The organism is Pantoea sp. GW821-FHT03E06, assembly GCF_059420725.1.
The window spans coordinates 94,551-120,571 of record NZ_JBWKUG010000001.1 but is presented as its reverse complement, the minus strand read 5'-3'; the positions used below and the strand labels follow the sequence as shown (position 1 = coordinate 120,571).

The 26,021-nt window shown below is 56.2% G+C and carries 23 protein-coding genes; 15 read left to right on the top strand and 8 right to left on the bottom strand.

Going from position 1 to position 26,021, the window contains the following annotated elements:
• Positions 1 to 16 precede the first annotated feature (16 nt).
• The gene (locus AC07WB_RS00580) at positions 17 to 1,042 is read right to left on the bottom strand and encodes a LacI family DNA-binding transcriptional regulator (RefSeq protein ID WP_494939878.1); all 1,026 of its coding nucleotides are present in this window, start codon (positions 1,040 to 1,042) and stop codon (positions 17 to 19) included.
• 292 nt (positions 1,043 to 1,334) lie between these two features.
• On the opposite strand from AC07WB_RS00580, the gene AC07WB_RS00575 reads away from it, so the two are divergent.
• The 4 genes from AC07WB_RS00575 to alsE are packed head-to-tail and all read left to right on the top strand — an operon-like array spanning position 1,335 to position 4,092.
• Positions 1,335 to 1,775 carry a PTS sugar transporter subunit IIA gene (locus tag AC07WB_RS00575; RefSeq protein ID WP_097095398.1) on the top strand — a complete coding sequence of 147 codons (441 nt, stop codon included), beginning with the start codon at positions 1,335 to 1,337 and terminating at the stop codon, positions 1,773 to 1,775.
• An 18-nt stretch (positions 1,776 to 1,793) separates the two neighbouring features.
• Entirely contained in the window at positions 1,794 to 2,060 is a 267-nt protein-coding gene (locus AC07WB_RS00570) for a PTS sugar transporter subunit IIB (RefSeq protein ID WP_097095399.1), read from the top strand.
• A 42-nt stretch (positions 2,061 to 2,102) separates the two neighbouring features.
• Positions 2,103 to 3,362 carry a PTS ascorbate transporter subunit IIC gene (gene ulaA / locus AC07WB_RS00565; RefSeq protein ID WP_097095400.1) on the top strand — a complete coding sequence of 420 codons (1,260 nt, stop codon included), beginning with the start codon at positions 2,103 to 2,105 and terminating at the stop codon, positions 3,360 to 3,362.
• A 49-nt stretch (positions 3,363 to 3,411) separates the two neighbouring features.
• Positions 3,412 to 4,092 (top strand): D-allulose 6-phosphate 3-epimerase, encoded by a 681-nt coding sequence (alsE, locus tag AC07WB_RS00560; RefSeq protein WP_400458686.1) that lies wholly within the window; start codon positions 3,412 to 3,414, stop codon positions 4,090 to 4,092.
• Between the two features lie 96 nt (positions 4,093 to 4,188).
• Here alsE and AC07WB_RS00555 read toward each other — a convergent pair whose 3' ends face one another.
• Positions 4,189 to 5,529 carry an aspartate aminotransferase family protein gene (locus AC07WB_RS00555; RefSeq protein WP_494939877.1) on the bottom strand — a complete coding sequence of 447 codons (1,341 nt, stop codon included), beginning with the start codon at positions 5,527 to 5,529 and terminating at the stop codon, positions 4,189 to 4,191.
• Positions 5,530 to 5,703: 174 nt separating this feature from the next.
• On the opposite strand from AC07WB_RS00555, the gene AC07WB_RS00550 reads away from it, so the two are divergent.
• A complete protein-coding gene (locus AC07WB_RS00550) occupies positions 5,704 to 6,480 on the top strand; it encodes a DeoR/GlpR family DNA-binding transcription regulator (protein ID WP_345827553.1) in 777 nt (258 codons plus the stop codon).
• Here the strand turns inward: AC07WB_RS00550 and fdhD are convergent.
• On the bottom strand, positions 6,477 to 7,268 hold the full coding sequence (gene fdhD, locus AC07WB_RS00545) for a formate dehydrogenase accessory sulfurtransferase FdhD (protein ID WP_370659785.1): 792 nt from the start codon (positions 7,266 to 7,268) through the stop codon (positions 6,477 to 6,479). The genes AC07WB_RS00550 and fdhD overlap by 4 nt on opposite strands.
• A gap of 153 nt (positions 7,269 to 7,421) precedes the next feature.
• Between fdhD and fdnG the strand changes: the two genes are divergently transcribed.
• The 9 genes from fdnG (at position 7,422) to AC07WB_RS00500 (ending at position 17,518) form a co-directional block, all read left to right on the top strand.
• Positions 7,422 to 10,469 (top strand): formate dehydrogenase-N subunit alpha, encoded by a 3,048-nt coding sequence (gene fdnG, locus AC07WB_RS00540; RefSeq protein WP_494939876.1) that lies wholly within the window; start codon positions 7,422 to 7,424, stop codon positions 10,467 to 10,469.
• 11 nt (positions 10,470 to 10,480) lie between these two features.
• The gene (fdxH, locus tag AC07WB_RS00535) at positions 10,481 to 11,380 is read left to right on the top strand and encodes a formate dehydrogenase subunit beta (protein ID WP_097095406.1); all 900 of its coding nucleotides are present in this window, start codon (positions 10,481 to 10,483) and stop codon (positions 11,378 to 11,380) included.
• Positions 11,380 to 12,021 carry a formate dehydrogenase cytochrome b556 subunit gene (fdoI, locus tag AC07WB_RS00530; RefSeq protein ID WP_097095407.1) on the top strand — a complete coding sequence of 214 codons (642 nt, stop codon included), beginning with the start codon at positions 11,380 to 11,382 and terminating at the stop codon, positions 12,019 to 12,021. The genes fdxH and fdoI overlap by 1 nt, the downstream gene beginning before the upstream one ends.
• Positions 12,021 to 12,947, top strand: a complete 927-nt coding sequence (gene fdhE / locus AC07WB_RS00525) for a formate dehydrogenase accessory protein FdhE (protein ID WP_345827560.1) — start codon at positions 12,021 to 12,023, stop codon at positions 12,945 to 12,947. The genes fdoI and fdhE overlap by 1 nt, the downstream gene beginning before the upstream one ends.
• Positions 12,948 to 13,016: 69 nt before the next feature.
• Complete coding sequence (locus tag AC07WB_RS00520; RefSeq protein ID WP_097095409.1) at positions 13,017 to 13,628, top strand: glutathione S-transferase; 612 nt, start codon at positions 13,017 to 13,019, stop codon at positions 13,626 to 13,628.
• Between the two features lie 8 nt (positions 13,629 to 13,636).
• Entirely contained in the window at positions 13,637 to 15,016 is a 1,380-nt protein-coding gene (selA, locus tag AC07WB_RS00515; RefSeq protein WP_494939875.1) for an L-seryl-tRNA(Sec) selenium transferase, read from the top strand.
• Positions 15,013 to 16,866, top strand: coding sequence for a selenocysteine-specific translation elongation factor (gene selB, locus AC07WB_RS00510; protein ID WP_494939874.1), 1,854 nt, complete (start codon positions 15,013 to 15,015; stop codon positions 16,864 to 16,866). Before selA ends, selB begins: the two co-directional genes overlap by 4 nt.
• 111 nt (positions 16,867 to 16,977) lie before the next feature.
• Positions 16,978 to 17,262 carry a type II toxin-antitoxin system ParD family antitoxin gene (locus AC07WB_RS00505; RefSeq protein WP_061719305.1) on the top strand — a complete coding sequence of 95 codons (285 nt, stop codon included), beginning with the start codon at positions 16,978 to 16,980 and terminating at the stop codon, positions 17,260 to 17,262.
• A complete protein-coding gene (locus tag AC07WB_RS00500) occupies positions 17,228 to 17,518 on the top strand; it encodes a type II toxin-antitoxin system RelE/ParE family toxin (RefSeq protein WP_097095412.1) in 291 nt (96 codons plus the stop codon). The genes AC07WB_RS00505 and AC07WB_RS00500 overlap by 35 nt, the downstream gene beginning before the upstream one ends.
• 82 nt (positions 17,519 to 17,600) lie before the next feature.
• Here AC07WB_RS00500 and glyS read toward each other — a convergent pair whose 3' ends face one another.
• Both glyS and glyQ read right to left on the bottom strand, forming a co-directional pair.
• Positions 17,601 to 19,670, bottom strand: coding sequence for a glycine--tRNA ligase subunit beta (glyS, locus tag AC07WB_RS00495; RefSeq protein ID WP_097095413.1), 2,070 nt, complete (start codon positions 19,668 to 19,670; stop codon positions 17,601 to 17,603).
• Positions 19,671 to 19,679: 9 nt separating this feature from the next.
• A complete protein-coding gene (glyQ, locus tag AC07WB_RS00490) occupies positions 19,680 to 20,591 on the bottom strand; it encodes a glycine--tRNA ligase subunit alpha (protein ID WP_008105242.1) in 912 nt (303 codons plus the stop codon).
• Between the two features lie 208 nt (positions 20,592 to 20,799).
• Between glyQ and AC07WB_RS00485 the strand changes: the two genes are divergently transcribed.
• Positions 20,800 to 21,795 (top strand): acyltransferase, encoded by a 996-nt coding sequence (locus AC07WB_RS00485; RefSeq protein WP_097095414.1) that lies wholly within the window; start codon positions 20,800 to 20,802, stop codon positions 21,793 to 21,795.
• Here AC07WB_RS00485 and AC07WB_RS00480 read toward each other — a convergent pair.
• The 3 genes from AC07WB_RS00480 to xylA form a co-directional block, all read right to left on the bottom strand.
• A complete protein-coding gene (locus tag AC07WB_RS00480) occupies positions 21,780 to 22,712 on the bottom strand; it encodes a GlxA family transcriptional regulator (RefSeq protein WP_097095415.1) in 933 nt (310 codons plus the stop codon). The two genes, AC07WB_RS00485 and AC07WB_RS00480, sit on opposite strands and share 16 nt — an antisense overlap.
• 204 nt (positions 22,713 to 22,916) lie before the next feature.
• Complete coding sequence (gene xylB, locus AC07WB_RS00475) at positions 22,917 to 24,359, bottom strand: xylulokinase (protein WP_494939873.1); 1,443 nt, start codon at positions 24,357 to 24,359, stop codon at positions 22,917 to 22,919.
• Positions 24,360 to 24,376: 17 nt separating this feature from the next.
• Positions 24,377 to 25,699: a xylose isomerase gene (gene xylA, locus AC07WB_RS00470; protein ID WP_097095417.1), complete on the bottom strand. Its 1,323-nt coding sequence runs from the start codon at positions 25,697 to 25,699 to the stop codon at positions 24,377 to 24,379.
• Between the last annotated feature and the right edge of the window lie 322 nt (positions 25,700 to 26,021).

Here is a 26,021-nt window from a genome sequence, read left to right as displayed (position 1 = left end):
AGGTGCGCACTTACCGCTACACCTTATGCGTGCTGGCGCGCAATTTGAGTTGAACCGGCAGCTCATTGATAGCAGGTGGCTCGTCGCCCTTAAGCGCCGACAGCAGACGTTTGCCCGCTGTCCGCCCCATCTCTTCATACGGCAGCACAATGCTGGTAAGCGGTGGCGAACACACTGCCGCTAACGGCCCCCCTCCGATGCTGGCAATCGCTAACTGGCTGGGAATCGAGAGCCCTGCCGCATGACACGCCATAATGGCACCGCAGGCAACTTCATCGCTGGTGCAAATCAATACATCCAGTTCGGGCCAGGTCATGCGGATCTCGGCCAGCAGGCTATGTCCCGCAGCAAAGGTCGGCATCTTCGGTGACGTTACCACGCGATGTGGCGCTTGATTCAGCGCTAACATGCCGCTGTGCCAGCCATTCAGCAGCTGGCGAAAGATGGTGTTGTTACTTTGGGTGCAGAGCAAGCCGAGGTTGCGATAGCCACGCTCTACCAGGCTCTGCACCAGCTGGCGAATCGCTTTGGCGTAATCGACGCCAATGCTGATCCCCGCCGAATCCTGATGTACGCCGCCAATATCCATCACCGGCAGCCCGGAATTGCTCAGCAAACGATGCGCCTCGGCAGCGTTATCGAAATTGAAATGCACCATCGCCGCCGGATTATAAGAGAGCAGCATTTCGATCAGTTCGCTCTCTTCCGCAGCCGAATGGTTGGCTTCTGCCAGCATCATGTTGTAACCCTGTGGACGCAGCACTTCCTGCAGCGCTTCCGAAACAATGGTACTGCCCGGCGTGGCAAATGAGGGCACCACCATGGTGATCAGCCGCGAAGTTGCCGATGCCAGATTGCTTGCCTGCACGTTAGGCACGTACGACAACTCAATGACCGCCGCATCAATTTTGGCGCGAATGTCAGGCGAAACCTTCTCCGGCATGCGCAGCGCGCGCGATGCGGTCATGGTACTTACGCCCACCAAACGGGCAACATCGGCCAGGGTGCTTTTGCCGGTACTGCGCCGTTTTTTTTCTGTCATGCACTCTCCTGCATTACTCACCGCTTGTGCCAGGACGCAGCTTAAAACCAAAATTGTTAACGCGCCATGTTAAAAACCACAGATTCGGTCATCCCTCACCCGCGAACTCGCCAGAATGCGTGAGCATGTCAGGTGCTTGCAACAATGACAAACCCATCACATGAAAATGTTAGCGATAACACGTTTTTTAACAATCTCAGTGTTAGCGCTAACTTTTGCGACAATCATCACAGAAAATGGGCGAGAAAATAACCTACATTGCACCCCATCGAAGAATAAAGAGGAATTACTGATGCTCACTCAATGGCTAACGCCACAACATATTCGTGTCGTAGAGCAGGTCAGCAACTGGCAGGAAGCGGTGCGCTTATCCGCTGAACCGCTGCTGGCGGAAGGGGCAATCAGTCCGGCTTATCTTGATGCCATCTTCACCTCGCATGCAGAACTGGGCCCCTACTACGTGCTGGCTCCGGGACTAGCGATGCCACATGCTCGTCCGGAACAGGGTGCGCAGAAAAATGGCTTGTCGCTGCTGCACGTGAAAAAGGGTGTGAGTTTTCAGGCAGATGAAAACGATCCTGTGTATGTCGTCATCATGCTATGCGCGGTATCAGGCGACGATCATATTCAAATGATCACCGCATTAGCGGAGGTATTTAGTGACGAATCTCGCCTGCAGCAGCTGCTGTCGGCTTCTACTCTGTCAGCCATAAACGCTGTCATTCAAAATTAATCACCAGAGAACCCTACGATGAAAAAAATCCTGATTGTGTGTGGCAATGGTTTAGGTAGCAGCTTCATTGTTGAAATGAATGTGAAGAAGATTGTAGCGGAATTAGGCAAAGAAGCCGAAGTCGGTCATACCGATTTAACCTCTGCGAAATCTGAACATGCCGATTTAATTATTGCCGCCAAAGATATTGCCGATCAGTTAGCGGGGCACAGCGCGAAAGTGGTTGGCCTGACTAACCTGCTGGATAATGCCAAAATTAAAGAAATCCTGGCTGAGAATATATAACAACACAACACCCCGAAAACTTTACTCACCACGGAGTAAGTTATGCTGCAATTTATTATTAAGGATGTTCTTGGAACACCCGCTATACTTGTCGGCCTTTTTTCCCTGTTTGGTTTATTATTGCAAAAGAAACCGGTCTCTGATGTTATTTCCGGTACGCTTAAAACCATTATGGGTTTTGTTATTCTCATCGCCGGGGCCAATTTAATTGCGGCCACACTGACCATTTTTAGCCAACTCTTTGAACACTCGTTTAATATTCAGGGTGTGGTGCCAAACACCGACGCAATGGCGGCGCTGGCGCAGAAAAGCTACGGCACGGAAACCGCGATGATCATGGTGTTCGGCATGTTGGTGAACATTCTGCTGGCACGCATTACGCCGCTGAAATACATCTTCCTGACCGGCCACCATACTCTGTATATGTCGGCGATGCTGGCGGTAATCCTGTCAGTGGGTGGTGTGCACGGATTCTGGTTAGTCGTAATTGGATCACTGATTCTCGGCACCATGATGGTGGTGTGCCCGGCAATTCTGCAGCCCTTTACGCGCAAGATTACCAATTCGGACGATCTGGCGCTCGGCCACTTTGGCTCCACCGGTTACCTGCTCTCTGCACTGGTAGGTAAAGTGGTCGGTAAAGGCAGCCCGTCGATTGAAGAGTTGAAGGTACCAAAAACGCTCAACTTCCTGCGCGATTCATCGGTAGCAATTTCGCTGACCATGATGATTCTGTTCATCGCGCTGGTGTTGGTCGCCGGTAAAGCGTTTACCGAAACCATCAGTGGCGGCCAGAACTACATTGTGTTCGCCATCATCCAGTCGATTACCTTTGCGGCCGGCGTCTACATTATCCTGGCCGGCGTACGTATGGTGATTGCGGAGATCGTCCCCGCCTTCAAAGGCATTGCCGATAAACTGGTGCCTAACGCCAAGCCGGCATTGGATTGCCCAACGGTGTTCCCGTTCGCGCCTAATGCGGTGATCATCGGTTTCCTGTCGAGCTTCTCCGCCGGTTTGATCAGCATGTTCCTGTGCCCGTTGTTTGGTCTGAGCGTGATCGTTCCCGGCCTGGTGCCACACTTCTTCTGCGGTGCCACCGCTGGCGTCTACGGCAATATCACCGGCGGACGTCGTGGTGCGGTGATCGGCGCCTTTGTGCAAGGGTTACTGATCTCCTTCCTGCCCGCGATTCTGCTGCCGATGATGGGTGACCTCGGCTTCGCCTCCACAACCTTTGGTGACGCGGACTTCGGCATTGTCGGTATCGTGCTCGGCCACATTATTTCGTTCTTCCATTGATGTCATCAACAGCGCCTGCGGGCGCTGTTTTTGTAATGAGGAAAGAGTTATGAGTGCAAAATTTTCGCCGTCATTAATGTGCATGGACCTTACCCGCTTCCGCGAGCAAGTGGAGGCGATGAATAGCACCGCTGCGTTTTATCATGTCGATATTATGGATGGCAGCTACGTCAAAAATATTACCCTATCGCCGTTCTTTATTGAGAACCTACGTAAAATTACTGAAGTGCCGATTGATGTGCATTTAATGGTGAATCATCCGGAAGATATTATTCCAATGTGCATTGAGGCGGGTGCGGATATTATTAGCTTTCACCCCGAAACCGCCAATAATAAAATCTTCCGTTTACTTACGCAGATTAAAGAGGCCGGACGGCGTTGCGGCGTGGTGTTAAATCCGGCAACCCCAGCGGAAACCATTCGTGAATACGCGCATCTGCTGGATAAAGTAACGGTGATGTCAGTAGATCCCGGCTTTGCTGGACAGAAATTTATACCGGAAACGCTGAATAAGATCCGCCAGCTGATTGCGATGCGTGAAGAGCAGGGTTATCACTATCTGACCGAAATTGATGGTTCGTGCAATGCGCGCACCTTCAAGCAGATTGCGGCGTCGGGCGTTGATGTGTTTATCGTGGGCACATCGGGATTATTTAATCTGCATGACGATGTAGCGCAGGCGTGGCAAAAGATGGAGCGCATTTTCGCCGCTGAAACCGCCACAGTCTGAGAATGAGGTGGCCATAAATGACCACCCTACAAAATTCGTAAGGTCGCCATTCATGGCGACCTTGTTAATAATCGCACCTTATTTATGACGATCGTTCTATCGTCCCAGCTCGCTCAGCGACTTATCCAGCGCCCCTACCAGCCAATCGATATCCGCCTCCTGGAACGCCAACGGCGGACGCAGCTTCAGCACGTTACCGTACGGGCCCGCAACTGACGTTAGCACGCGGTGCTCACGCAGTTTCTCAATCAAATCCAGCGCCAGCGCTTTATCCGGCGTTTTGCTGGCGCGGTCTTGCACCAGTTCGAAACCAATAAACAGCCCGGCGCCGCGCACGTCGCCAATTGATTCATGACGATCCATCAGTTTCTGCAATTCGCTCAACAGCTTAGCCCCGACTACGCGGCTATGCTCCTGCAGGTCCTCTTCTTTAATCACCGTCAACACCGCCTGCGCGGCGGCCATTGCCACCGGATTACCGCCAAAGGTGTTGAAGTAAGGAATTTCATCGCTAAACGCCGCCAGCACATCGCTTTTCGCCAGCAGGCCGGAAACAGGAATACCGTTGCCCATTGGCTTGCCGGTGGTGACCACATCCGGCACCACGCCGTGGCGTGCAAAGCCCCAGAACGCATCGCCGGTACGGCCAAAGCCTGGCTGCACTTCATCGGCGATAAAAATCCCGCCGTTGGCATGCACCACATCGACCGCTTTCTGCAAGAAGCCGCGCGGGTTAGGCAGCACACCATCTGAAGAGAAGATGGAATCAGCGAGGAAGCCGGCAAACTTAATACCGTGGGCTTTCATATCGTCGATCTGCTTTTGGATTTCATTGGCAAACCACTCGCCGAGATCGGGCGCATTGACGCGATAGGCATCCGGCGGCGGCACCAGACGCGTGGTTGCTGCTAACGGCTGTCCGCTGCCGAGCGCCGGTGAAACCCCCGACGTGAGATCGCTGGTGCCGTGATAGGCCTCCTGCGACACAATAATGCCGGTGCCGCCGCTGAAGGCACGCGCTACGCGAATCGCCAAATCGTTGGCTTCCGAACCGGTGCACATGTACATCGCGCGGTCGATGGCATCCGGTGTGGTCGCCAGCAGCGCTTCGGTATAATCGAGAATGCGCTCATGCAGATAACGCGTATGGGTGTTCAGCATCTTCATCTGCTGATTGACCGCCTCAATCACCGCCGGATGGCAGTGACCAATGCTCGCCACGTTGTTGTACACATCAAGATATTTATGGCCAGCGGCATCCCATAAATATTGCCCTTCGCCGCGCACCAGATGCACTGGCTTGCGGTAAAACAGACGATATGACTCGCCCAACACTTTGCTGCGTTTATCGGTCAGCTTGCGGGTTTCCGCATCCAAATCGTCGGCGTGCTCTGCACGAAAACTGTTGGTGTCCATGATGGTAGAACGTGTAGCCATGGTAACTCCCGTTGCGAAGGTGAAAGGGGTGCATGCGAAATAGCCAATTGTCGCTATCATGCCTGCTTTAGCGACAAATGCAACCAAATACACAAATACAACCAAATACACATGACGGCCTGATGACACTCAGGTAAGCTTAGGCCCAGATTGAACACGCCCCAGGGAAAAGTCATGCTGCAGGAAACTCGCTTACACCGCATTCGTGCGCTGCTGACCACGCAACATCAGGTCAGTACCGAGCGCATTATTAAAGAGCTTGGCATCTCGCGCGAAACCGCACGGCGCGACATTATTGAGCTGGAAGCACAAGGATTGGCGCGGCGGGTGCATGGTGGTTTGGTGGCCGTTGATAGTCAGCCAGAGCCGCCGCTGCAGGTGCGCCGCAACGCGCAGGCGAAAGAGAAACGCGCCATCGCCATCGCCGCCGCGCAGCATTTGCAGCCGGGACAAACCCTGTTCCTTGATGCCGGCACGACGACAACCATGCTGGCGGAAGCGCTGCGCACCATGTCGGGTTTAACCATCATCACCAACAGCCTGCAGGCCGCGCTGGCGCTGAGCGCGGCGGAAGAGCATGAGACATTGAATAATCAGGTGATTTTGATTGGCGGCATGATGATGGCAGGCGCACAGCAAACGCGCGGCGAAATGACCCTCGGCGAGATTTATCGTTATCGCGCTGATGTCGCGCTGCTTTCGCCGGTCGGCATTGATGCTAAAAACGGTGCCAGCAGCTTCCATCCCCATGAAGCAGCAATTGCCCGTGCCATGGTGCAGCAGGCGAATCGCACGATTTTACTGGCGGATCACAGCAAGCTCGGGGTGGTTAGCCGCACGGTTTACGCTCCGATTGCCGATGTCGATTTGCTGATCTGCGACAGCGGCCCGGCAAAACCCGGCGCGCTGGCGGCACTGCAACAGGCGCTGCCGCAGGTACAGGTAGTTTAACGCAGGCGTTGCGGATGACTGTAAACGGTGGCGCGGCCCGGTTTACTGAAGCCAACCAGCGTGAGATTGCAACGCTCGGCTACCTCAACGGCGAGCTGTGTCGCCGCCGATACCGCAAACAGAATTTCAACGCCGCACATGGCGGATTTCTGCACCATCTCATAGCTGGCGCGGCTGGAAACCAGCACCGCGCCCTGCTGCCACGGCTGCTGGCTGCGACTGCCGAGCAGTTTATCCAGTGCCACATGACGTCCCACATCTTCGTAACCACCCTGCAACTCACCCTGCGGCGACATCCAGGCCGCCGCGTGTGTGCAGCCGGTGAGATTACCAATCGGCTGATAATCGCGCAGCTGCGCCAGCCCTTTATCGAGATGGCCTAAATCAAAGGTTTGGCTGAACGGCAGCGGCTGCAGCGGTTTGCCGATTTGATCGAGCTGCTCCACGCCGCATACGCCGCAGCCGGTGCGACCCGCCATGGCGCGACGCTGCTCTTTTAACGCCATAAAGCGGCGACTGGAGAGCTCAATCTGCACTTCAATACCCTGGCAACCCGGCACCACGTCCATGCCGAAAATCTCATTCGGCTGCTCGATAATCCCTTCCGATAGCGAAAAACCGAGCGCAAAGGCTTCGAGATCGTTGGGCGTCGCCATCATCACCACGTGCGAAATGCCGTTATAGACCAGCGCGATCGGCACTTCCTGCGCCAGCCAGTCGGTTTCTGCGCTATCGATAGTACGGCGCTGCCACACCGGCGACTGCACCGCACCTGAGATCTTATTCACACTCTCGTTACATTCTGGCTGATTCGCTTTCACTTTTTTCGTCTCGGGCAACAACCACATTAAAGCTGTGGTAATATTTAGCCGCTATTGTCACAAGTTTAGTCGGGTCATTCTTGCACCGTATATCGCAAGAATATAGAGGGATAATAATCCATGAATGTCAGCCGAAGAAAATTCTTCAAAGTATGCGCTGGCGGTATGGCAGGGACAACGGCAGCACTGCTCGGCTTTGCGCCGGAAGTGGCATTGGCGGAAACACGACAGTACAAACTGCTGCGTGCCCGCGAAACCCGTAATACCTGTACTTACTGCTCAGTCGGCTGTGGCTTGTTAATGTACAGCCTCGGCGACGGCGCGAAAAACGCCAAAGAGACCATTTTCCATATTGAAGGGGATCCGGATCATCCGGTGAGCCGCGGTGCATTGTGCCCGAAAGGCGCAGGCCTGCTCGACTTCGTGCACAGCGACAGTCGTCTGCATTTCCCGGAATATCGCGCACCAGGCTCCAATAAATGGCAGCGCATTAGCTGGGATGATGCCTTTGATCGCATCGCCAAGCTGATGAAAGCTGACCGCGATGCCAATTTCATCGCGCAAAATGCGGCGGGCGTGACGGTTAACCGTTGGCTCTCCACCGGCATGCTGTGCGCTTCGGCATCCAGCAATGAAACCGGCTATTTAACCCAGAAATTTACCCGATCGCTCGGCATGTTAGCGGTCGACAACCAGGCACGCGTTTGACACGGACCAACGGTAGCAAGTCTTGCTCCAACATTTGGTCGCGGTGCGATGACCAACCACTGGGTCGACATCCGTAATGCCAATCTGATCGTTGTGATGGGCGGGAACGCGGCTGAAGCGCATCCTGTCGGTTTCCGCTGGGCGATGGAAGCCAAGATTCACAACAAAGCCAAACTGATAGTTATCGATCCGCGCTTTACGCGTACGGCATCGGTCGCTGATTTCTATACGCCGATTCGCTCGGGCACCGACATCACCTTCCTGTCGGGCGTACTGCTGTGGCTACTGCAAAACGACAAAATCCAGCATGAATATGTGCAGGCGTACACCAATGCCAGCCTGATCGTGCGTGAGGATTATCACTTTGAAGATGGCCTGTTCAGCGGCTACGACGAAGAGAATCGCAAATACGATAAAACCAGCTGGAACTACGAGATGGGCGACGACGGCTTCGCCAAACGCGACGCCACGCTCACCCATCCGCGCTGTGTGTGGAACCTGCTGAAACAGCACGTCAGCCGCTACACGCCGGAGATCGTCGAACGTATCTGCGGTACGCCGAAAGCAGACTTCCTGCACGTTTGCGAACTGATTGGCGAAACCAGCGCGCGCGATCGCACCACCTCGTTCCTGTATGCGCTCGGCTGGACGCAGCACTCGGTGGGCGCGCAGAACATCCGCACCATGGCGATGATTCAGCTGCTGCTCGGCAACATGGGCATGATTGGCGGCGGCGTAAATGCGCTGCGCGGCCACTCCAATATTCAGGGGCTCACCGATCTCGGCCTGCTGTCGCAAAGCCTGCCGGGTTACATGACTTTGCCGTCGGAGAAACAAGCCGATCTGCAAACCTATCTGGCTGCCAATACGCCAAAAGCGCTGCTGCCGGGTCAGGTGAACTACTGGAGCAACTATCCGAAATTCTTTGTCAGCCAGATGAAAGCCTTCTTCGGCGACAAAGCCCAGAAGGAAAATAGCTGGGGCTTCGATTGGTTGCCGAAGTGGGACAAAGGCTACGATGTGCTGCAGTACTTCGAAATGATGTCGCAAGGTAAGGTCAACGGCTATCTGTGTCAGGGCTTTAACCCGGTGGCGTCGTTCCCGAATAAGCGCAAAGTGATCGCTTCGCTGTCGAAGCTGAAGTTCCTGGTCACCATCGATCCGCTCAACACCGAAACCTCAACCTTCTGGGAGAATCACGACGAATTTAATGATGTTGATCCGTCACAGATTCAAACCGAAGTGTTCCGCTTACCATCCACCTGCTTCGCCGAAGAGAACGGTTCCATCGTTAACTCCGGTCGCTGGCTGCAGTGGCACTTCAAAGGCCAGGATGCGCCAGGCGAAGCGCTGAATGATGGCGAGATTCTTTCCGGCATTTACTCTCGCCTGCGCAAGATGTACGCCAGTGAAGGCGGTGCGCTGCCGGAGCAGGTGCTGAACATGAGCTGGAACTATAAAACGCCTGAAAATCCTGCCCCGGAAGAAGTGGCGATGGAGAGCAACGGTAAAGCGCTGGCGGACGTGTTCGATGACAAAGGCACGCTGCTGGTGAAAAAAGGCCAACAGCTCAGCACCTTTGCCCATCTGAAAGATGACGGCAGTACCAGCAGCGGCTGCTGGATTTTCGCCGGCAGCTGGACGCCAGAAGGCAACCAGATGGCGCGCCGTGACAACACCGATCCAACCGGACTCGGCAACACGCTGAACTGGAGCTGGGCATGGCCGCTCAACCGCCGCATTCTCTACAACCGCGCCTCGGCGGATCCGCAAGGCAATCCGTGGGATGCGAAACGTCAGATCCTGAAGTGGGATGGCAGCAAATGGGGCGGCATGGATGTGCCGGACTACAGCGCCGCCGCGCCGGGCAGCGATGTCGGGCCGTTCATCATGCAGCCAGAAGGTCTTGGTCGCCTGTTTGCGCTCGACAAAATGGCCGAAGGTCCGTTCCCGGAACACTACGAGCCGTTTGAAACGCCGATTGGCACCAACCCACTGCATCCGAATGTGATATCCAACCCGGCGGCGCGCGTGTTCAAGGACGATTTGGCCTCGATGGGCCAGGCGGAGCAGTTCCCGTATGTCGGCACCACCTATCGTCTCACCGAGCATTTCCATTACTGGACCAAGCACGCGCGGCTCAACGCCATCGCGCAGCCGGAGCAGTTTATTGAAATCGGCGAGAAGCTGGCCAACAAGCTCGGCATCGCGCAGGGCGATACGGTGAAAGTGAGCTCCAATCGCGGCTATATCAAAGCCAAAGCGGTGGTCACCAAGCGCATCCGTCCACTGAACGTCGACGGCAAAATCGTCGATACCATCGGCATTCCGATTCACTGGGGCTATCAGGGCGTGGCGAAGAAAGGCTTTATTGCTAATACCCTGACGCCGTTTGTCGGTGATGCCAACACGCAAACGCCAGAATTCAAGGCGTTCCTGGTCAACGTCGAGAAGGTGTAAGGAGAACGAATATGGCTTATCAATCTCAAGACATTATCCGCCGCTCCGCCACCAATGGACTCACGCCTGCCCCGCAGGCGCGTAACCATCAGCAGGAAGTGGCGAAACTGATCGACGTGACCACCTGTATCGGCTGCAAAGCGTGTCAGGTGGCGTGTTCAGAGTGGAACGATATCCGCGATGAAGTGGGGCATAACGTGGGGGTATATGACAACCCCGCCGATTTAACCGCCAAATCCTGGACGGTGATGCGCTTCTCAGAAGTGGAAGAGAACGGCAAGTTAGAGTGGCTGATCCGCAAGGATGGCTGCATGCACTGCGCCGATCCCGGCTGTCTGAAAGCCTGTCCCTCTGAAGGTGCGATTATTCAGTACGCTAACGGCATCGTCGATTTTCAGTCCGAACAGTGCATTGGCTGCGGCTACTGCATTGCGGGCTGTCCGTTCGACGTGCCGCGTCTGAATAAAGATGATAACCGCGTGTATAAATGCACGTTGTGCGTCGATCGTGTCAATGTTGGCCAGGAACCGGCATGCGTGAAAACCTGCCCGACCGGTGCGATTCATTTCGGCAGCAAAAGCGATATGCAGGCGCTGGCGGGTGAACGCGTGGCCGAGCTCAACACGCGCGGTTATGCCAATGCGGGCTTGTACGATCCCGCAGGCGTGGGCGGCACACACGTGATGTACGTGCTGCACCACGCCGACAAGCCGCAGCTCTATCACGGTTTGCCGGAAAATCCGAGCATCAGCCCGGCGGTGACGTTCTGGAAGGGGATCTGGAAACCGCTGGCGGCCATCGGTTTTGCCGCCACCTTTGCTGCCTCGGTGTTCCACTACGTCGGCGTAGGCCCGAACCGCGTGGAAGAGGATGAAGACGAGAACCTGCACGAAAAAGAGGAGCGCGAATAATGAAAAAACGCGATCGTCTGGTGCGCTACAGCGCACCGGAACGCATCAATCACTGGATTGTGGCGTTCTGTTTTGTCTTCGCCGCGCTGAGCGGACTGGGTTTCTTTTTCCCTTCGTTTAACTGGCTGATGCACGTTCTTGGCACGCCGCAGCTGGCGCGCATCCTGCATCCGTTTGTCGGTGTAGTGATGTTTGCCGCCTTTATCATCATGTTCTTACGTTATTGGAAACATAATCTGATCAACCGTGAAGACCTGGTGTGGGCGAAAAACATCCGCAAAATCGTGCAAAACGAAGAGGTGGGCGACACCGGCAAATACAACTTCGGGCAGAAGTGTGTGTTCTGGGCTGCTATCATCAGCTTAGTCTTGCTGCTGGTGAGCGGGATTGTCATCTGGCGCCCTTACTTTGCCGGCGCCTTTGCCATTCCGCTGATTCGCGCCGCCTTAGTGGTGCATTCGGTCTCAGCTGTGGCGCTGATCGTGGTGATTATGGTGCACATTTACGCCGCGTTGTGGGTAAAAGGCACCATTACCGCCATGGTTGAGGGCTGGGTTCCGGCCGCGTGGGCGAAGAAACATCATCCACGCTGGTATCGCGAGCAGCGCCAACGCCAAACACAACAGGAAAAACGTCCCTGATGAGTATTCGCATCATCCCGCAGGACCAGCTGGATAAAGGCGAAAAGCACACGGCGGAGCAGGTTCCGCCGTTACTTTTCCCCCGGTTGAAAAATCTGTATAGCCGCCGCGCGGCGCGTTTGCGCGATCTGGCCGCGAAGAATCCGCTGGGTGATTACCTGCGCTTTGCCGCGGTGATCGCCGAGGCGCAGGAGATCGTGCTGTATGACCATCCGCTGCAGCTTGATCTGCAGCAGCGGCTGGCGCAAAGCGCCGAACAGGGCAAACCGCCGCTCGATATCCACACCTATCCGCGCGATGCGCACTGGCAACGTCTGCTGCATTCGCTGATTGCCGAGCTGAAGCCGGAGATGAGCGGTCAGGCGCTGGCGGTGCTGGAGAATCTGGAAAAAGCCTCCACCACCGAGCTGGAGAATCTGGCACAGGCGCTGCTGGAAGGTGATTTTGCCCAGGTCAGCAGCGACAAATCGCCCTTTATCTGGGCGGCGCTGTCGATCTACTGGGCGCAGATGGCGGCATTGATTCCTGGCAAAGCGCGCGCGGAATATGGCGAGCATCGCCAGTTCTGTCCGGTGTGCGCCAGCGTGCCGGTGACCAGCGTGGTGCACATGAGCGTGGGCCAGCAGGGATTGCGCTATCTGCACTGCAATCTGTGTGAAAGCGAATGGTATGTGGTGCGCAGCAAATGCTCCAACTGCGAACAAACTGGCGATCTGCATTACTGGTCGCTGGACAGTGAAAAAGCGGCGGTGAAAGCAGAAAGCTGCGGCGACTGCGGCACCTACCTGAAGATGCTGTATCAGGAGAAGGATCCCGCCGTGGAGCCCGTCGCCGATGATTTGGCCTCGCTGGTGCTGGATGCCCGCATGGAGCAGGAAGGATTCGCTCGCAGCAGTTTGAATCCGTTTATGTTCCCCGGCGATTAAACGTTCCGTTTGTAGGGTCGCCATTCATGGCGACCTTCTTCATGAATTCATTCAACACGGAGGCGAACGATGAAACTGATTGGCAGCTACACCAGCCCTTTTGTACGCAAAATTTCGGTGATTTTGCTGGAAAAAGGTCTGGTTTTTGAATTCGTGAATCAATCTCCGTGGACCGACGACACTCATGTGCCGCAATACAATCCGCTGGGCAAAGTGCCGGCGCTAATTGATGACAATCAACTCACCTGGTTTGACTCCTCCATCATTGCGCAGGTAATTGAACTACGCGGTGACGCGCCTGCCCTGCTGCCCGATGATCCCCTCCGCGCTTTGCAAATCCGTCAGCTGGAAAAACTGGCCGACGGCATCAATGACGCCGCGGTGATGATCGTGCGTGAGCAAATGCGTCCCGGCGATCGGCAATCCGAAGAGGTGCTGCTGCGCAATCGCGATAAAATCCAGCGCGGCCTTGATGCACTGGAAACCGCCGCCGCGCAGGGGGAACTGCTCAATAGCGGCGCGCTCAATCTGGCCGATATTGCCACCGGCTGTATGCTTGGCTACCTCAACTTCCGCCGCGTCATGCCAAACTGGTGCGTGAATCGCCCGGCGCTGGTGAAGCTGGCTGAAACCCTATTTGAACGGGAAAGTTTTGCCCGCACCGTACCCCCCACTTGTTAAGCCATCCGATGAAAACCCTGTACAGCCAACTACCTGCTATCGATAGCCTGCTGCGCGATCCCGCGCTGCAGCCGCTGCTTGCTCAAACCGGTACCGCCTTTACCACCCATCAGCTACGCGCCATGCAGCAGGAAGCGCGTGAACACATTCAGCAGCATCAAACGTTGCCCGCCTGGCACGCCAACTGGCCGCAGGAAGCATTACGGCGTGCAGCACGACAGCAGCAAAGTGCGCTACGCCCGGTGTTTAATCTCACCGGCACGGTGCTGCACACCAATCTCGGCCGCGCACAACTGAGCGATCGCGCCATTGAAGCGGTGGTAAACTGTTTACGCCAGCCGGTAACGCTGGAATACGCGCTGGATGAGGCGGCCCGTGGCCATCGCGATAATGCCGTCAGTGCGCTGCTGTGCGAGTTAACCGGCGCCGAAGCGGCATGCATCGTCAATAACAACGCGGCGGCAGTTTTACTGATGCTGGCGGCCTTAGCGCCGGGGCGTGAAGTGATAGTCTCGCGCGGCGAGCTGGTCGAAATTGGCGGCGCTTTCCGTATTCCTGACGTAATGCGTCAAGCGGGCTGCACACTGGTTGAAGTTGGCACCACCAATCGTACTCATCTGAAGGATTATCGCGCCGCGATCGCAGAAAATAGCGGCCTGTTGATGAAGGTGCATACCAGTAATTACCAGATTCAGGGCTTTACCCATGCGGTAACCGAAGCGGAGTTGGTCGAGTTAGGCGAAGCGTATCAATTGCCGGTGATTACCGATCTTGGCAGCGGTTCGCTTATAGATATGACCGGGTTTGGCCTACCCGCCGAGCCGATGCCGCAGCAGCTGATTGCCGCCGGCGTTAGTTTAGTCAGTTTCTCTGGCGACAAGCTGTTAGGCGGACCGCAGGCTGGCATCATCATCGGTAAAAAAGCGCTGATTGAGCAGCTGCAATCGCATCCGCTGAAGCGTGCTCTGCGCGTTGATAAAATGACGCTCGCCGCATTGGAAGCGACCTTGCAACTGTATCGTCAGCCAGAAACCTTGCGTGAAGCCTTGCCGACGCTACGGCTGCTGACGCGCAGCTCGCAGGATATTCTGCAGCAGGCTGAACGGGTACTGCCGCCCTTAGCGCAGCGTTATGGCGCTGATTTTTCACTGGCGATCGCGGCGTGTTCATCACAAATTGGTAGCGGATCGCTGCCGGTTGAGCGCATTCCCAGTTATGCCATCACCTTCACACCGCGCGATGGTCGCGGCAGTCACCTAAACCACTTGTCGCAACGCTGGCGTAGCCTGGCGCGCCCGGTGATTGGTCGCATTCAGGAAGGCAAACTGTGGCTGGATTTACGCTGCCTCGATGATGAAACCGCCCTGATTAAGGCGTTAGTCGCATGATTATTGCCACCGCTGGGCACGTCGATCACGGCAAAACCGCACTGTTGCAAGCGTTAACCGGCGTCGATGCCGATCGCCTGCCGGAAGAGAAACGGCGCGGTATGACTATCGATCTCGGCTATGCCTACTGGCCGCAGCCGGATGGGCGCGTGCTCGGCTTTATTGATGTACCGGGCCACGAGAAATTTCTCACCAATATGCTGGCCGGCATTGGCGGCATTCATCATGCGCTGCTGGTGGTGGCCTGCGACGATGGCGTGATGCCGCAAACGCGCGAACATCTGCAATTGCTCAGCATGGCCGGCCAGCCGCCGCTCAGCGTGGCGCTGACCAAAGCCGATCGCGTGGATGAAGCGCGCATCGCCGAAGTGCAGCAGCAGGTAGCTCAGCTCACGCAACAGCTTGGCTGGCTGGCGGTGCCACAATTTGTCACCAGCAGCCACACGCAGCACGGCATCGATGCGCTGCGGCGGCATCTCAGCCCCCTGCAGGAGCCGGCGTTCGACACTCGCTACCGTTTTCGTCTCGCCATCGATCGCGCCTTCACGCTAAAAGGCACCGGTTTAGTGGTTACCGGCACCGCGCTGTCGGGGGAGATCAACGTCGGCGACACGCTGTGGCTTAGCAGCCTGAATGTGCCACTGCGCGTGCGCGCGCTGCATGCGCAAAACCAATCGGTGACGCGGGCGCAGGCCGGTGAGCGCATCGCGCTGAATATCGTTGGCGATGTGGAAAAAGCGCAGATCGCCCGCGGCGACTGGCTGCTGGCAGAACCACAACCGCAAGGCACCACGCGTTTAACCGTGGCGCTGCGCTTGCTGCAGCCGCTAAAAAGCACCTCGCAGCCCATTCATGTCCATCATGCCGCCAGCCACGTTACCGGACGCATTATGCTCTTGGCCGATAATCTGGCAGAAATAGTGCTGAATGAACCGCTCTGGCTGGCAGAGAACGATCGGCTGATTATCCGCGACAGCAACGCCCAGCAAACGTTGGGCGGCGCGCGCGTGCTGCTGCTTAACAGCAAAAAGCGCGGCAAACGTCAGGCGGATTACCTTGCCTGGCTGCAACAACTGGCCGCATCAGAAGGCGATGACGCCAACCTGCGCGCGCATCTGACGTATCAACCGACCGAATCGGCTGAGCTGAGCTGGGCACGCCAGCTCACCGCTCCCGCGCTGAACGCATTAATCGAGCATATTGCACCGGTTCAGCTCGGTAACGCGCTGATGAGTGCCGCACAAGCAGCCAACTGGCAACAGACGCTGCTGGAGGCGTTGGCGCATTTTCATCAGCAGCATCCGGAAGTGCCGGGCATCGGGCAGGATCGTCTGCGCCGGGTAGCAATGTCGCATCAACCGGCCGCATGGGTCTTCGCGCTGATTGAGCAACTGCTGGCACAAGGTCAGCTGCAACAGCGACAGGGCTGGCTCCATCTGCCTGATTTCGAACCGCGCTTTAACCTGCAGGAAGAAATAGTGTGGCAGCAGGTTGGCCCGCTATTTAGCGACCAGCCGCTATGGGTACGCGATATCGCGCTGACGTTACAGCAGGATGAGCAGACCATTCGCTCGCTGCTGCTTACCGCTGCCCGCCTCGGGCACATTACAGCGATCGTGCGCGATCGCTACTATCGCAGCGACCAGATCCAGATCTTCGCCGATCTGATTCGCCAGCGCGCCGCGCAAGGTGGCAGCACCAGCGCCGCCGATTTCCGCAACCAGCTCGGTACCGGGCGTAAAGTGGCGGTGCAGATTCTGGAATTCTTTGACCGCAGCGGCTTCACCCGCCGTCGTGGCAACGATCATCTGCTGCGCGACGCACGCCTGTTCCCCACCTCTTCTGCTTAAAATCTTTCGCGTTGCCTCGCAGTTTTATCTGTAACCGCGCTGCAACGCGCATTCCCCGTTGCGCAAAAAAGTGCCAGAATGTAAGAAATACTCTTACAGTGGATAACGATAATGGCACGTACCATGACGATCGATTTAGGTGATGAACTGCGCGAGTTTGTTGAATCTCTGGTTGAGTCCGGCGACTACCGTACGCAAAGCGAAGTGGTACGCGACTCGCTGCGTTTACTGCGTGAGAAACAGGCGGAATCGAAGCTGGAGAAGCTCAGAGAGTTAGTCAGGGAGGGTTTCGAAAGCGGCCCAGGAAAAGAGTGGGATCATGAAGATTTTCTAAGACGTGCAAAAGCCAGGGTAGGCATTTATGAAAAGGACCATCACGATAAAACCGGAAGCTGATGCGGATCTGATGAAGATCTGGATTTATGGATACTGGAATTATGGCGAGCAGTTAGCTGATGATTATAGCTCCAGATTTGCTCAGCTCTTCGACAAACTGGCCATGTTTGATTTAGGTCGCAAACGACCAGATTTAGGTAAGCAGATCTATTCGCTACCTCTCGGACAGCATGTTGTGATCTATCGCGCTGAAGTGGATGAAATCTTTATCGGCCGCATCTTGCACCACTCGCAGGAAATCAGCGCCGAATTTTAAAACAACAAGGGACGATTTCTCGTCCCTTCCGATTTATCCGGCCCCTACAGCGTAGGGTCGCCATTTATGGCGACCAAGCCAATTACTGCAACAGCGAAATATCCGCTACCTGCAGGAACAGCTGACGCAGCTGTGCCAGCAGCGTCAGACGGTTAATACGCACCGCCTGATCGTCAGCGTTAACCATCACTTTATCGAAGAAATTGTCCACCGCTTCACGCAGTTGCGCCAGTTCCACCAGCGCATCCTGATAGCGACCCTCTGCAAAGAACGGCTGCAGCTTATCGCCCAGCGCGGTCACGAAGGTCGCCAGCTGGATCTCTTCGTTCTCTTTCAGCAGGGAAGCCTGCACGCTGTCATTCAGGGTTTCGGTCGATTTCGCCAGGATATTCGACACGCGCTTGTTGGCCGCGGCCAGCGTGGCTGCGGCTTCCAGCGTACGGAAATGCGAAACCGCCTTCATGCGCGCATCGAAGTCTGCCGGACGAGTTGGACGACGCGCCAGCACCGCCTGAATGGTGTCAACGCTGTGGCCCTCTTCCTGATACCAGGTACGGAAGCGACCCAGCATAAAGTCGATCACTTCATCGACCACTTTCGCGTTGCTCAGCTTGCTACCGTACAGACGCACCGCTTCTTCGGTTAGCGTTTGCAGATCGAGCGGCAGGTTTTTCTCAACGATGATGCGCAGCACGCCCAGCGCCGCGCGACGCAGTGCGAACGGGTCTTTATCGCCTTTCGGGTGCTGACCAATACCGAAAATTCCCGCGAGGGTATCCATCTTGTCAGCAATCGCTACAGCACAGGCGACAGGATTCGACGGCAGATCGTCACCGGCAAAGCGCGGCTGATACTGCTCGTTCAGGGCCACGGCCACATCTTCCGCTTCGCCATCGTGGCGCGCGTAGTGCATGCCCATCACGCCCTGCGTATCGGTGAACTCGAAGACCATGTTGGTCATCAGGTCACATTTCGACAGCAAGCCGGCGCGGGTCGCGTGATTGACATCGGCGCCAATCTGCGCCGCAATCCAGCCAGCCAGCGCCTGAATGCGGTCAGTTTTATCGCGCAACGTACCCAGCTCTTTCTGGAACAGGACCGTTTCCAGACGCGGCAGGTTATCTTCCAGACGCTGTTTGCGGTCAGTATTGAAGAAGAATTCCGCATCCGCCAGACGCGGGCGCACCACCTTCTCGTTACCGGAGATGATCTGCTGCGGATCTTTGGATTCGATGTTGGTTACGAAGATGAAATTCGGCAGCAGTTTGCCCGCAGCGTCATACACCGGGAAGTACTTCTGGTCACCTTTCATGGTGTACACCAGCGCTTCAGCCGGTACCGCGAGGAACTTCTCTTCGAACTTCGCCGTCAGCACCACCGGCCATTCCACCAGCGAGGTCACTTCTTCCAGCAGGCTTTCGCTCAGATCGGCGATGCCGCCAATTTTCTGCGCTGCCGCTTCAGCATCCGCTTTGATTTTGGCTTTACGCGCGGCGTAATCAGCGACAACGTTGCCACGCTCCAGCAGCAGCTGCGGATATTGATCGGCATTATCGATAGTGAACTCTGGCTCGCCCATAAAGCGATGACCGCGAATCACGCGATCGGACTCAATACCGAGAATCTTCGCGGGAATCAACTCATCGCCGAGCAGCAGCGTAACGGTGTGTACCGGGCGCACAAACTGCACGTCGCTCGCACCCCAGCGCATTAGCTTAGGAATCGGCAGCTTGCTCAGCGCAGTCGCGACCATCGCGGGCAGCAGCGCCTGCGCGCTTTCGCCAGTGATCGCTGCGCGATGCACCAGCCATTCGCCTTTATCGGTGCTCAGGCGCTCAGCCTGATCAACGGTGATGCCGTTGCCACGCGCCCAGCCTTCGGCCGCTTTGGTCGCCTTGCCGTCGGCATCAAACGCAGCGGCGATAGCCGGGCCACGTTTTTCAACTTCGCGATCCGGCTGCGCGGCGGCAAGGGTAGCCACTTTCAGCGCCAGACGGCGCGGCGCGGCAAACCAGCTCACTTCGCCATGCGCCAGACCGGCGCTATCAAGTTCAGCGGTGAAGTGCGCAGCAAAGGCTTCTGCCAGGCTGCGCAGCGCTTTCGGAGGCAACTCTTCGGTGCCAATTTCCACCAGGAAAGTTTTATCGGTCATGGCTGCCTCTTACTTGTTTTTATTGCACATTGGGAAGCCAAGCGCCTCGCGGGACGCGTAATAGGCTTCCGCCACGGCTTTCGTCAGGGTGCGGATACGCAGGATATAGCGCTGGCGTTCGGTGACTGAAATCGCCTTGCGGGCGTCCAGCAGGTTAAAGCTGTGTGCCGCTTTCAGAATGCGCTCGTAGGCAGGCAGCGGCAGCGGTTTTTCCAGCGCCAGCAGCTGCTGCGCTTCTTTCTCATACTGCTCGAAGCAGGTGAAAAGGAAGTCGACGTCAGCGTATTCGAAGTTGTAGGTCGACTGCTCCACTTCGTTCTGATGGAACACTTCGCCGTAAGTGGTTTTGCCGAACGGACCATCGCTCCACACCAGATCGTAAACGCTGTCTACGCCCTGGATGTACATAGCCAGGCGCTCTAAGCCGTAAGTGATCTCGCCGGTCACCGGCTTACACTCAAGGCCGCCCACCTGCTGGAAGTACGTAAACTGCGTCACTTCCATGCCGTTCAGCCACACTTCCCAACCGAGTCCCCACGCACCGAGCGTTGGGTTTTCCCAGTTATCTTCGACAAAGCGAATATCGTGAATGGTCGGATCCATACCCAGCTCTTTCAGCGACCCAAGGTACAGCTCCTGAAGATTGTCCGGGTTGGGCTTAATCACCACCTGGAACTGGTAATAGTGCTGCAAACGGTTCGGGTTTTCACCGTAGCGTCCGTCAGTTGGACGACGCGATGGCTGTACGTAGGCGGTGGCCATCGGCTCTGGGCCTAAGGCGCGCAGGCAAGTCATCGGGTGAGAGGTGCCGGCGCCCACTTCCATGTCCAACGGTTGGACGATGGTGCAGCCTTGACGCGCCCAGTAATCCTGCAAGGTCAGGATCAGGCCCTGAAAGGTCTTGGTATCAAACTTTTGCATGTTGAATTCGCACGCGATACGGATCGGTTAAAAAAAGAGTGCGCCAGTATACCCTTTGACCGCAGATTGTGCAGCCGGAAATCCAGCGCCAATTTCGTCGCCATAGCGCGCAGGTTATTGATACAGAGTGATCTGAATTGCAGCCAGAAGGGTTGTTGGCGTGCCACTCACTGGCTACCCTTCTTCGCAGTGAATGCAAGAGGACGCCATGCAGCAAAAAATCTACTGGATCGATAACTTACGCGCGGTTGCCTGCCTGATGGTGATCGTCATTCACACCACCACCTGGTACATCACCGGGCCCATGGCGGTAACCGGCACCAGCTGGGATGTGGCGAACCTGCTTAACTCGGCGTCGCGCGTCTGCGTTCCGCTATTCTTTATGATCTCAGGATATCTGTTCTTCGGCGAACGCAGCGCGCAGGGGCGGCATCTGCTGCGCATCGTGCTGTGCCTGCTGTTTTACAGCGCGGTGGCGCTGGCATATATCACCTGGCTGACGCCGATCAGTGAAGGACGATCGCTGCTCAAACTGCTGCAAAAACCGGTCTTCTATCACCTGTGGTTCTTCTTCGCCATTATCGGCATCTATCTGCTTTCACCGTTGATTCAGGTGAAAAGCGTGGCGCCGCGCTATGTGGCCATGTTGGTCATCGTGTTAGCGGTACTGGCGAATCCCAATACCGTGAGCCAGTCGCTGGGGCCATTCCACTGGCTGCCGGTGAATCTTTATGTCAGCGGCGACAGCATTTATTACCTGCTGTATGCGCTGCTCGGTCGCGCGATTGGCTGTATGGAGACGGATAAGCGCGGCATTAGCTGGCTGGCAGGATTAGGCTTTATCGCCTGCGTGATTGGCATTGCACTCGGCACTAAACAGATGCTGAAAATCAACGGCGCGTTCAATGATACATGGTATCTCTACTGCGGACCGCTGGTGTTTATTGCTGCAATTAGCCTACTGATAGTGTTCAAAAATAGGTTGAATCAGCGCGCCCTGCCGGGGCTGGCGACGATCTCGCGCTATTCACTGCCGATTTATGGTTTCCACGCGCTGTTTATCCATTATCTGCGCACCCATCATTACGACGACATGTCGCGGCCGTGGCTCGATTTACCTTGGGTGATGGGCGTTACGCTCCTTGGCAGTTTGCTGCTAGCGATGCTGTTAAAACGCATCGATAAACGTCATCTGGTGAGCTGATCGTCCCAACGCTGATACGCTCGCTTCAGCTGGCGTGCCGAGGAGAATCCGGCCGCCAGCGCCGCTTTTTCCGCCGCTTCGCCCTGCTGCTGACGTTGACGTGCAATCACCAAACGCAGCTGCTCATGATACTCACGTACGCTGATCCCCAGATGCTGACGGAACAGCCGCGTAAGATGACGCTCGCTGACGTGCGCCCGCTCGGCGAGTGCGGTAAGCGACCAGTCGCGCTCGGGATGGGCAATCATCAGGTCCTGCGCGCGATGAATCGCCGGATGCAGATGGTTGCGATAGCGCAGCCACGGCGAGAGTTGCGGATCATCGCCCGAACGGCGGAACCACACCACCATTTCGCGCGCCACCTTCAGCGCCTGTTGCGCACCACATAAGCGATTGATCAGATGGAGCGCCAGGTCGATACCGGCGGTAATGCCAGCGCTGGTCCAGATGCCGCCATCTTCCACGAACACGCGGTTATCTTTCACCAATGCAGCGGGTGCGGCGGCTTTCAAACGTGGCAGAACATCATGATGGGTGGTGCATTGCACGCCATCCAGCAATCCCGCCTGAGCCGAGAGCAAAGCACCGGAACAGATACAGATCAATGTGATGCGCTTAGCATCAATGTCCGCTTGCTGCTGACGCAGCCAGTCACGCGCCAGCGCCGCCGGTGCGGTATCAAACCATACGCGTGAATCATAGACGCCTGGCACCACCAGCAGGCTGTTTTCAGGAAGCTGTGCCGGTAGCGGCGCAACGTCTGCGATGGTCATGCCGGTGGAGCACAGCACGCTGGGCTGCGGGCCGACGTAGTGCAGCGCGAAGTGACCGTCGGCCAGCTGCAGGGTTTCCGCCGGGCCGGTGAGATCCAGCGCCATCACGCCGGGAAGGACAAGGAAGAAGACGTGTTGTGGCATGATGGGCTCCGTGGGATGGGTGCGTCGTTCGGCCAGGGTGGCATGAATACCAAATTAGGTGCGACGTTTGGCCAGGGCGGCATGAATGCCGCCCCTACAGCGTAGGGTCGCCATTCATGGCGACCAAATCAGGCCACACCATCTGACATTACTCACTTATCATATCTAATAAAAATTTCCAGCACCTGCCAAATCCAGCCATCATTAAGACATCAACGGCTTTAACTGCTGATACAAGCGCGCAAACTTGTCGCGCTGCGGCTGATAGGCCTGATGACGCGCCGCATCGGGCTGATGCCGCTGCGCCAACGCCAGCGACGGCCATTCGCTATCTGCATCAATTGCCAGCTGCGCTAATCTCGCCGCACCCAGCGCCGGGCCGACTTCGCCGCCGTGACAATAATCCAGCGTCAGCCCGCTAATATCGGCCAACATCTGCCGCCAGTATGCACTACGCGCGCCGCCGCCAATCAGCATCACGGTTTTTGGCTGCACATCACACTCGTGCACCGCATCCATGCCTTCAGCCAATGCAAAACCCACGCCTTCCAGCACCGCGCGCGCCAGCTCCGGTCGGCCATGTTGATGCGTTAAACCAAAGAATGCGCCCTGCGCCTGCGGATTGTTGTGCGGCGTCCGCTCACCAGAGAGATACGGCAGGAACCACAGCGGCGAGGCATCGCTCCGCGCGTTTTCTGCTTCGGCCAGCAGCTGCGGCACACTCTCGCAGCCGGTCAGCGCCGCCGCCCAATCGAGGCAGGACGCAGCGCTTAACATTACTGACATCAAATGCCAGCGCTGTGGCAGCGCATGGCAGAAGCTGTGCACGGCACGCGCTGGATTGCTGAGATAGCCGTCGCTCACTACGAAATAAACACCGGATGTGCCAAGTGAAAGCATGCCTTGTCCCGGCTCGACCATACCAACACCCACGGCGCCCGCCGCATTATCGCCACCGCCCGCCACCAGCGGTACGGCTTGCATACCCCAGCGCGTGGCAACATCCGGCAATAAGCTGCCGGTGATCTGATTGCCCTCAAACAGCTGCGGCATCTGGCTGCGCTGCAAATCACAGGCGTTGAGCATCACATCGCTCCAGTCACGCCGTGCCACATCCAGCCACAGGGTTCCCGCCGCATCCGACATATCGCTGGCGAAGTCACCGCTCATACGCCAGCGCAGATAATCTTTCGGCAGCAGCACCTTAGCCACCTGCGCAAACAGCTGCGGCTCATGCTGTTTCACCCACAGCAGCTTGGGCGCGGTAAAGCCGGGCATCATCAGATTGCCGGTGATGTGACGCGTATCCGGCACGCGCTGCTCCAGCTCGCGGCACTGCTCGCCGCTGCGCCCGTCATTCCATAAAATCGCCGGGCGCAGCACCTGGTTATCGCTATCCAGCAAGGTAGCACCGTGCATCTGGCCGCTTAGACCTATCGCCTTAACGCCGCTGAGATCGTGCTGCTGCCCCAGCGTCTGCATGGCTTTATCTGTCGCCTGCCACCAGCTTTCCGGATCCTGTTCGCTCCACAGCGGCTGCGGGCGTGAGATCTCCAGCGGCGCACTCGCCACGGCAATCACCTTGCCGACTGCATCCAGCAACACCACTTTCACGCCGGAGGTGCCCAAATCGATGCCGATAACCATGCTGCGCTCCTGAAAATTTAAAAATCAAACAGATAGTGATTCACCAGGTTTTCCAGCTGTTCCTGACGGCCACTGCGATGTTGTGGATTGAACTGCTGTTGTTCTGCTTGCTCTGCCAGCGCTGCAAGTGAGAACTCTCCTTTCAGAATCTGCTGACCAAACTCCCCGTTCCAGCCGCTATAACGCTGTGCTACGCGCTTATCCAGCTCGCCATCCGCTACCATGCGTGCCGCAACTTTTAATGCCAGCGCCATCGTATCCATCGCCCCGATATGGCCATAGAACAGATCATATTTATCCGTGCTCTGACGCCGCACTTTGGCATCAAAGTTTAAGCCGCCGGTGGTAAATCCGCCCGCTTTGATAATTTCGTACAGCACCAGAGCGTTCTCTTCGACGCTGATGGGAAATTGGTCGGTGTCCCAGCCGCACTGAGCATCACCGCGGTTTGCATCTACCGAACCAAAAATACCGAGCGCGATAGCGGTAGCAATTTCGTGGTGGAACGAGTGGCCCGCCAGCGTGGCGTGGTTAGCCTCCACATTCACCTTAATCTCTTTCTCCAGCCCAAACTGCTTCAGGAAGCCATAAACCGTCGCCACATCATAATCATACTGATGTTTTGTAGGCTCCTGTGGCTTCGGCTCAATCAGCAACATGCCGTTGAAACCGATTTTGTGCTTATGTTCCACCACCATCTGCATAAACCGGCCAATCTGCTCGCGCTCCTGGCGCAGGTCGGTATTCAGCAAGGTTTCATAACCTTCGCGGCCGCCCCATAACACATAATTTTCGCCGCCAAGGGTTTGTGTCGCCTGCATCGCACTGCACACCTGAGTCGCCGCCCAGGCAAAAATTTCCGGATCCGGATTGGTGGCCGCCCCGGCGCCGTAGCGCGGATGAGTAAAGCAGTTTGCAGTTCCCCACAGCAACTTCACGCCGGTTTCCTGCTGCTTTTGCAGCAACTTATCCGTCATGACGGCAAAGTTCTCTCGATAGCGTTGCAGCGAGTCGCCTTCCGGAGAGACATCTACATCATGGAAGCAGTAATAGGGTACGTTCAGCTTCTGGAAAAATTCAAAAGCGACATCCGCCTTTTGCTGCGCCAGCGTGAGCGCATCGCCCTGCTTCTGCCAAGGTCGATCAAATGCACCAACGCCAAACATATCCGCGCCATTCCAGCAGAAAGTGTGCCAGTAACAGGCCGCAAAACGCAGATGCTCAGCCATGGTTTTCCCCAGGATCACTTCTTCTGGGTTGTAATGGCGGAACGCCAGCGGATTATGCGTTGCGGTCCCTTCATAACGAACGCGGTCAAGCTGGTCGAAATAGGCGTGCATATAAAGCTCCTTAGCATGAGGACCCGAATGGTCAGCTTTGAGCCTTCATTGTGATAATGTAATTTACTGCTTCTCAATTACGATATTTAACACTCGCAGTGAGATAATTATTATTTGTGCGCCAGCTCGCAAAACAATGTTGTTATTTTCATTATCCCCTTTCATCTTCTCCACACCATTCCTTTTTCTGAAAACAATTAAATCCCGATCGCGCTCATAAAATCGCAAATAAACCAAAAAACGTAATGGCCAGATAAAAATCAGTAATTGATGTTGTCAGAAACTCAGCGCAACAATTCATCGGCCTGGTTTTTCCTTACAA

Bases quoted from the DNA above. Each gene is read 5' to 3' on its own strand.
- AC07WB_RS00580 (WP_494939878.1), bottom strand. From the start codon at position 1,042: ATGACAGAAAAAAAACGGCGCAGTACCGGCAAAAGCACCCTGGCCGAT.
- AC07WB_RS00575 (WP_097095398.1), top strand. From the start codon at position 1,335: ATGCTCACTCAATGGCTAACGCCACAACATATTCGTGTCGTAGAGCAG.
- AC07WB_RS00570 (WP_097095399.1), top strand. From the start codon at position 1,794: ATGAAAAAAATCCTGATTGTGTGTGGCAATGGTTTAGGTAGCAGCTTC.
- ulaA (WP_097095400.1), top strand. From the start codon at position 2,103: ATGCTGCAATTTATTATTAAGGATGTTCTTGGAACACCCGCTATACTT.
- alsE (WP_400458686.1), top strand. From the start codon at position 3,412: ATGAGTGCAAAATTTTCGCCGTCATTAATGTGCATGGACCTTACCCGC.
- AC07WB_RS00555 (WP_494939877.1), bottom strand. From the start codon at position 5,529: ATGGCTACACGTTCTACCATCATGGACACCAACAGTTTTCGTGCAGAG.
- AC07WB_RS00550 (WP_345827553.1), top strand. From the start codon at position 5,704: ATGCTGCAGGAAACTCGCTTACACCGCATTCGTGCGCTGCTGACCACG.
- fdxH (WP_097095406.1), top strand. From the start codon at position 10,481: ATGGCTTATCAATCTCAAGACATTATCCGCCGCTCCGCCACCAATGGA.
- fdoI (WP_097095407.1), top strand. From the start codon at position 11,380: ATGAAAAAACGCGATCGTCTGGTGCGCTACAGCGCACCGGAACGCATC.
- fdhE (WP_345827560.1), top strand. From the start codon at position 12,021: ATGAGTATTCGCATCATCCCGCAGGACCAGCTGGATAAAGGCGAAAAG.
- AC07WB_RS00520 (WP_097095409.1), top strand. From the start codon at position 13,017: ATGAAACTGATTGGCAGCTACACCAGCCCTTTTGTACGCAAAATTTCG.
- selA (WP_494939875.1), top strand. From the start codon at position 13,637: ATGAAAACCCTGTACAGCCAACTACCTGCTATCGATAGCCTGCTGCGC.
- selB (WP_494939874.1), top strand. From the start codon at position 15,013: ATGATTATTGCCACCGCTGGGCACGTCGATCACGGCAAAACCGCACTG.
- AC07WB_RS00505 (WP_061719305.1), top strand. From the start codon at position 16,978: ATGGCACGTACCATGACGATCGATTTAGGTGATGAACTGCGCGAGTTT.
- AC07WB_RS00500 (WP_097095412.1), top strand. From the start codon at position 17,228: ATGAAAAGGACCATCACGATAAAACCGGAAGCTGATGCGGATCTGATG.
- glyS (WP_097095413.1), bottom strand. From the start codon at position 19,670: ATGACCGATAAAACTTTCCTGGTGGAAATTGGCACCGAAGAGTTGCCT.
- glyQ (WP_008105242.1), bottom strand. From the start codon at position 20,591: ATGCAAAAGTTTGATACCAAGACCTTTCAGGGCCTGATCCTGACCTTG.
- AC07WB_RS00485 (WP_097095414.1), top strand. From the start codon at position 20,800: ATGCAGCAAAAAATCTACTGGATCGATAACTTACGCGCGGTTGCCTGC.
- AC07WB_RS00480 (WP_097095415.1), bottom strand. From the start codon at position 22,712: ATGCCACAACACGTCTTCTTCCTTGTCCTTCCCGGCGTGATGGCGCTG.
- xylB (WP_494939873.1), bottom strand. From the start codon at position 24,359: ATGGTTATCGGCATCGATTTGGGCACCTCCGGCGTGAAAGTGGTGTTG.
- xylA (WP_097095417.1), bottom strand. From the start codon at position 25,699: ATGCACGCCTATTTCGACCAGCTTGACCGCGTTCGTTATGAAGGGACC.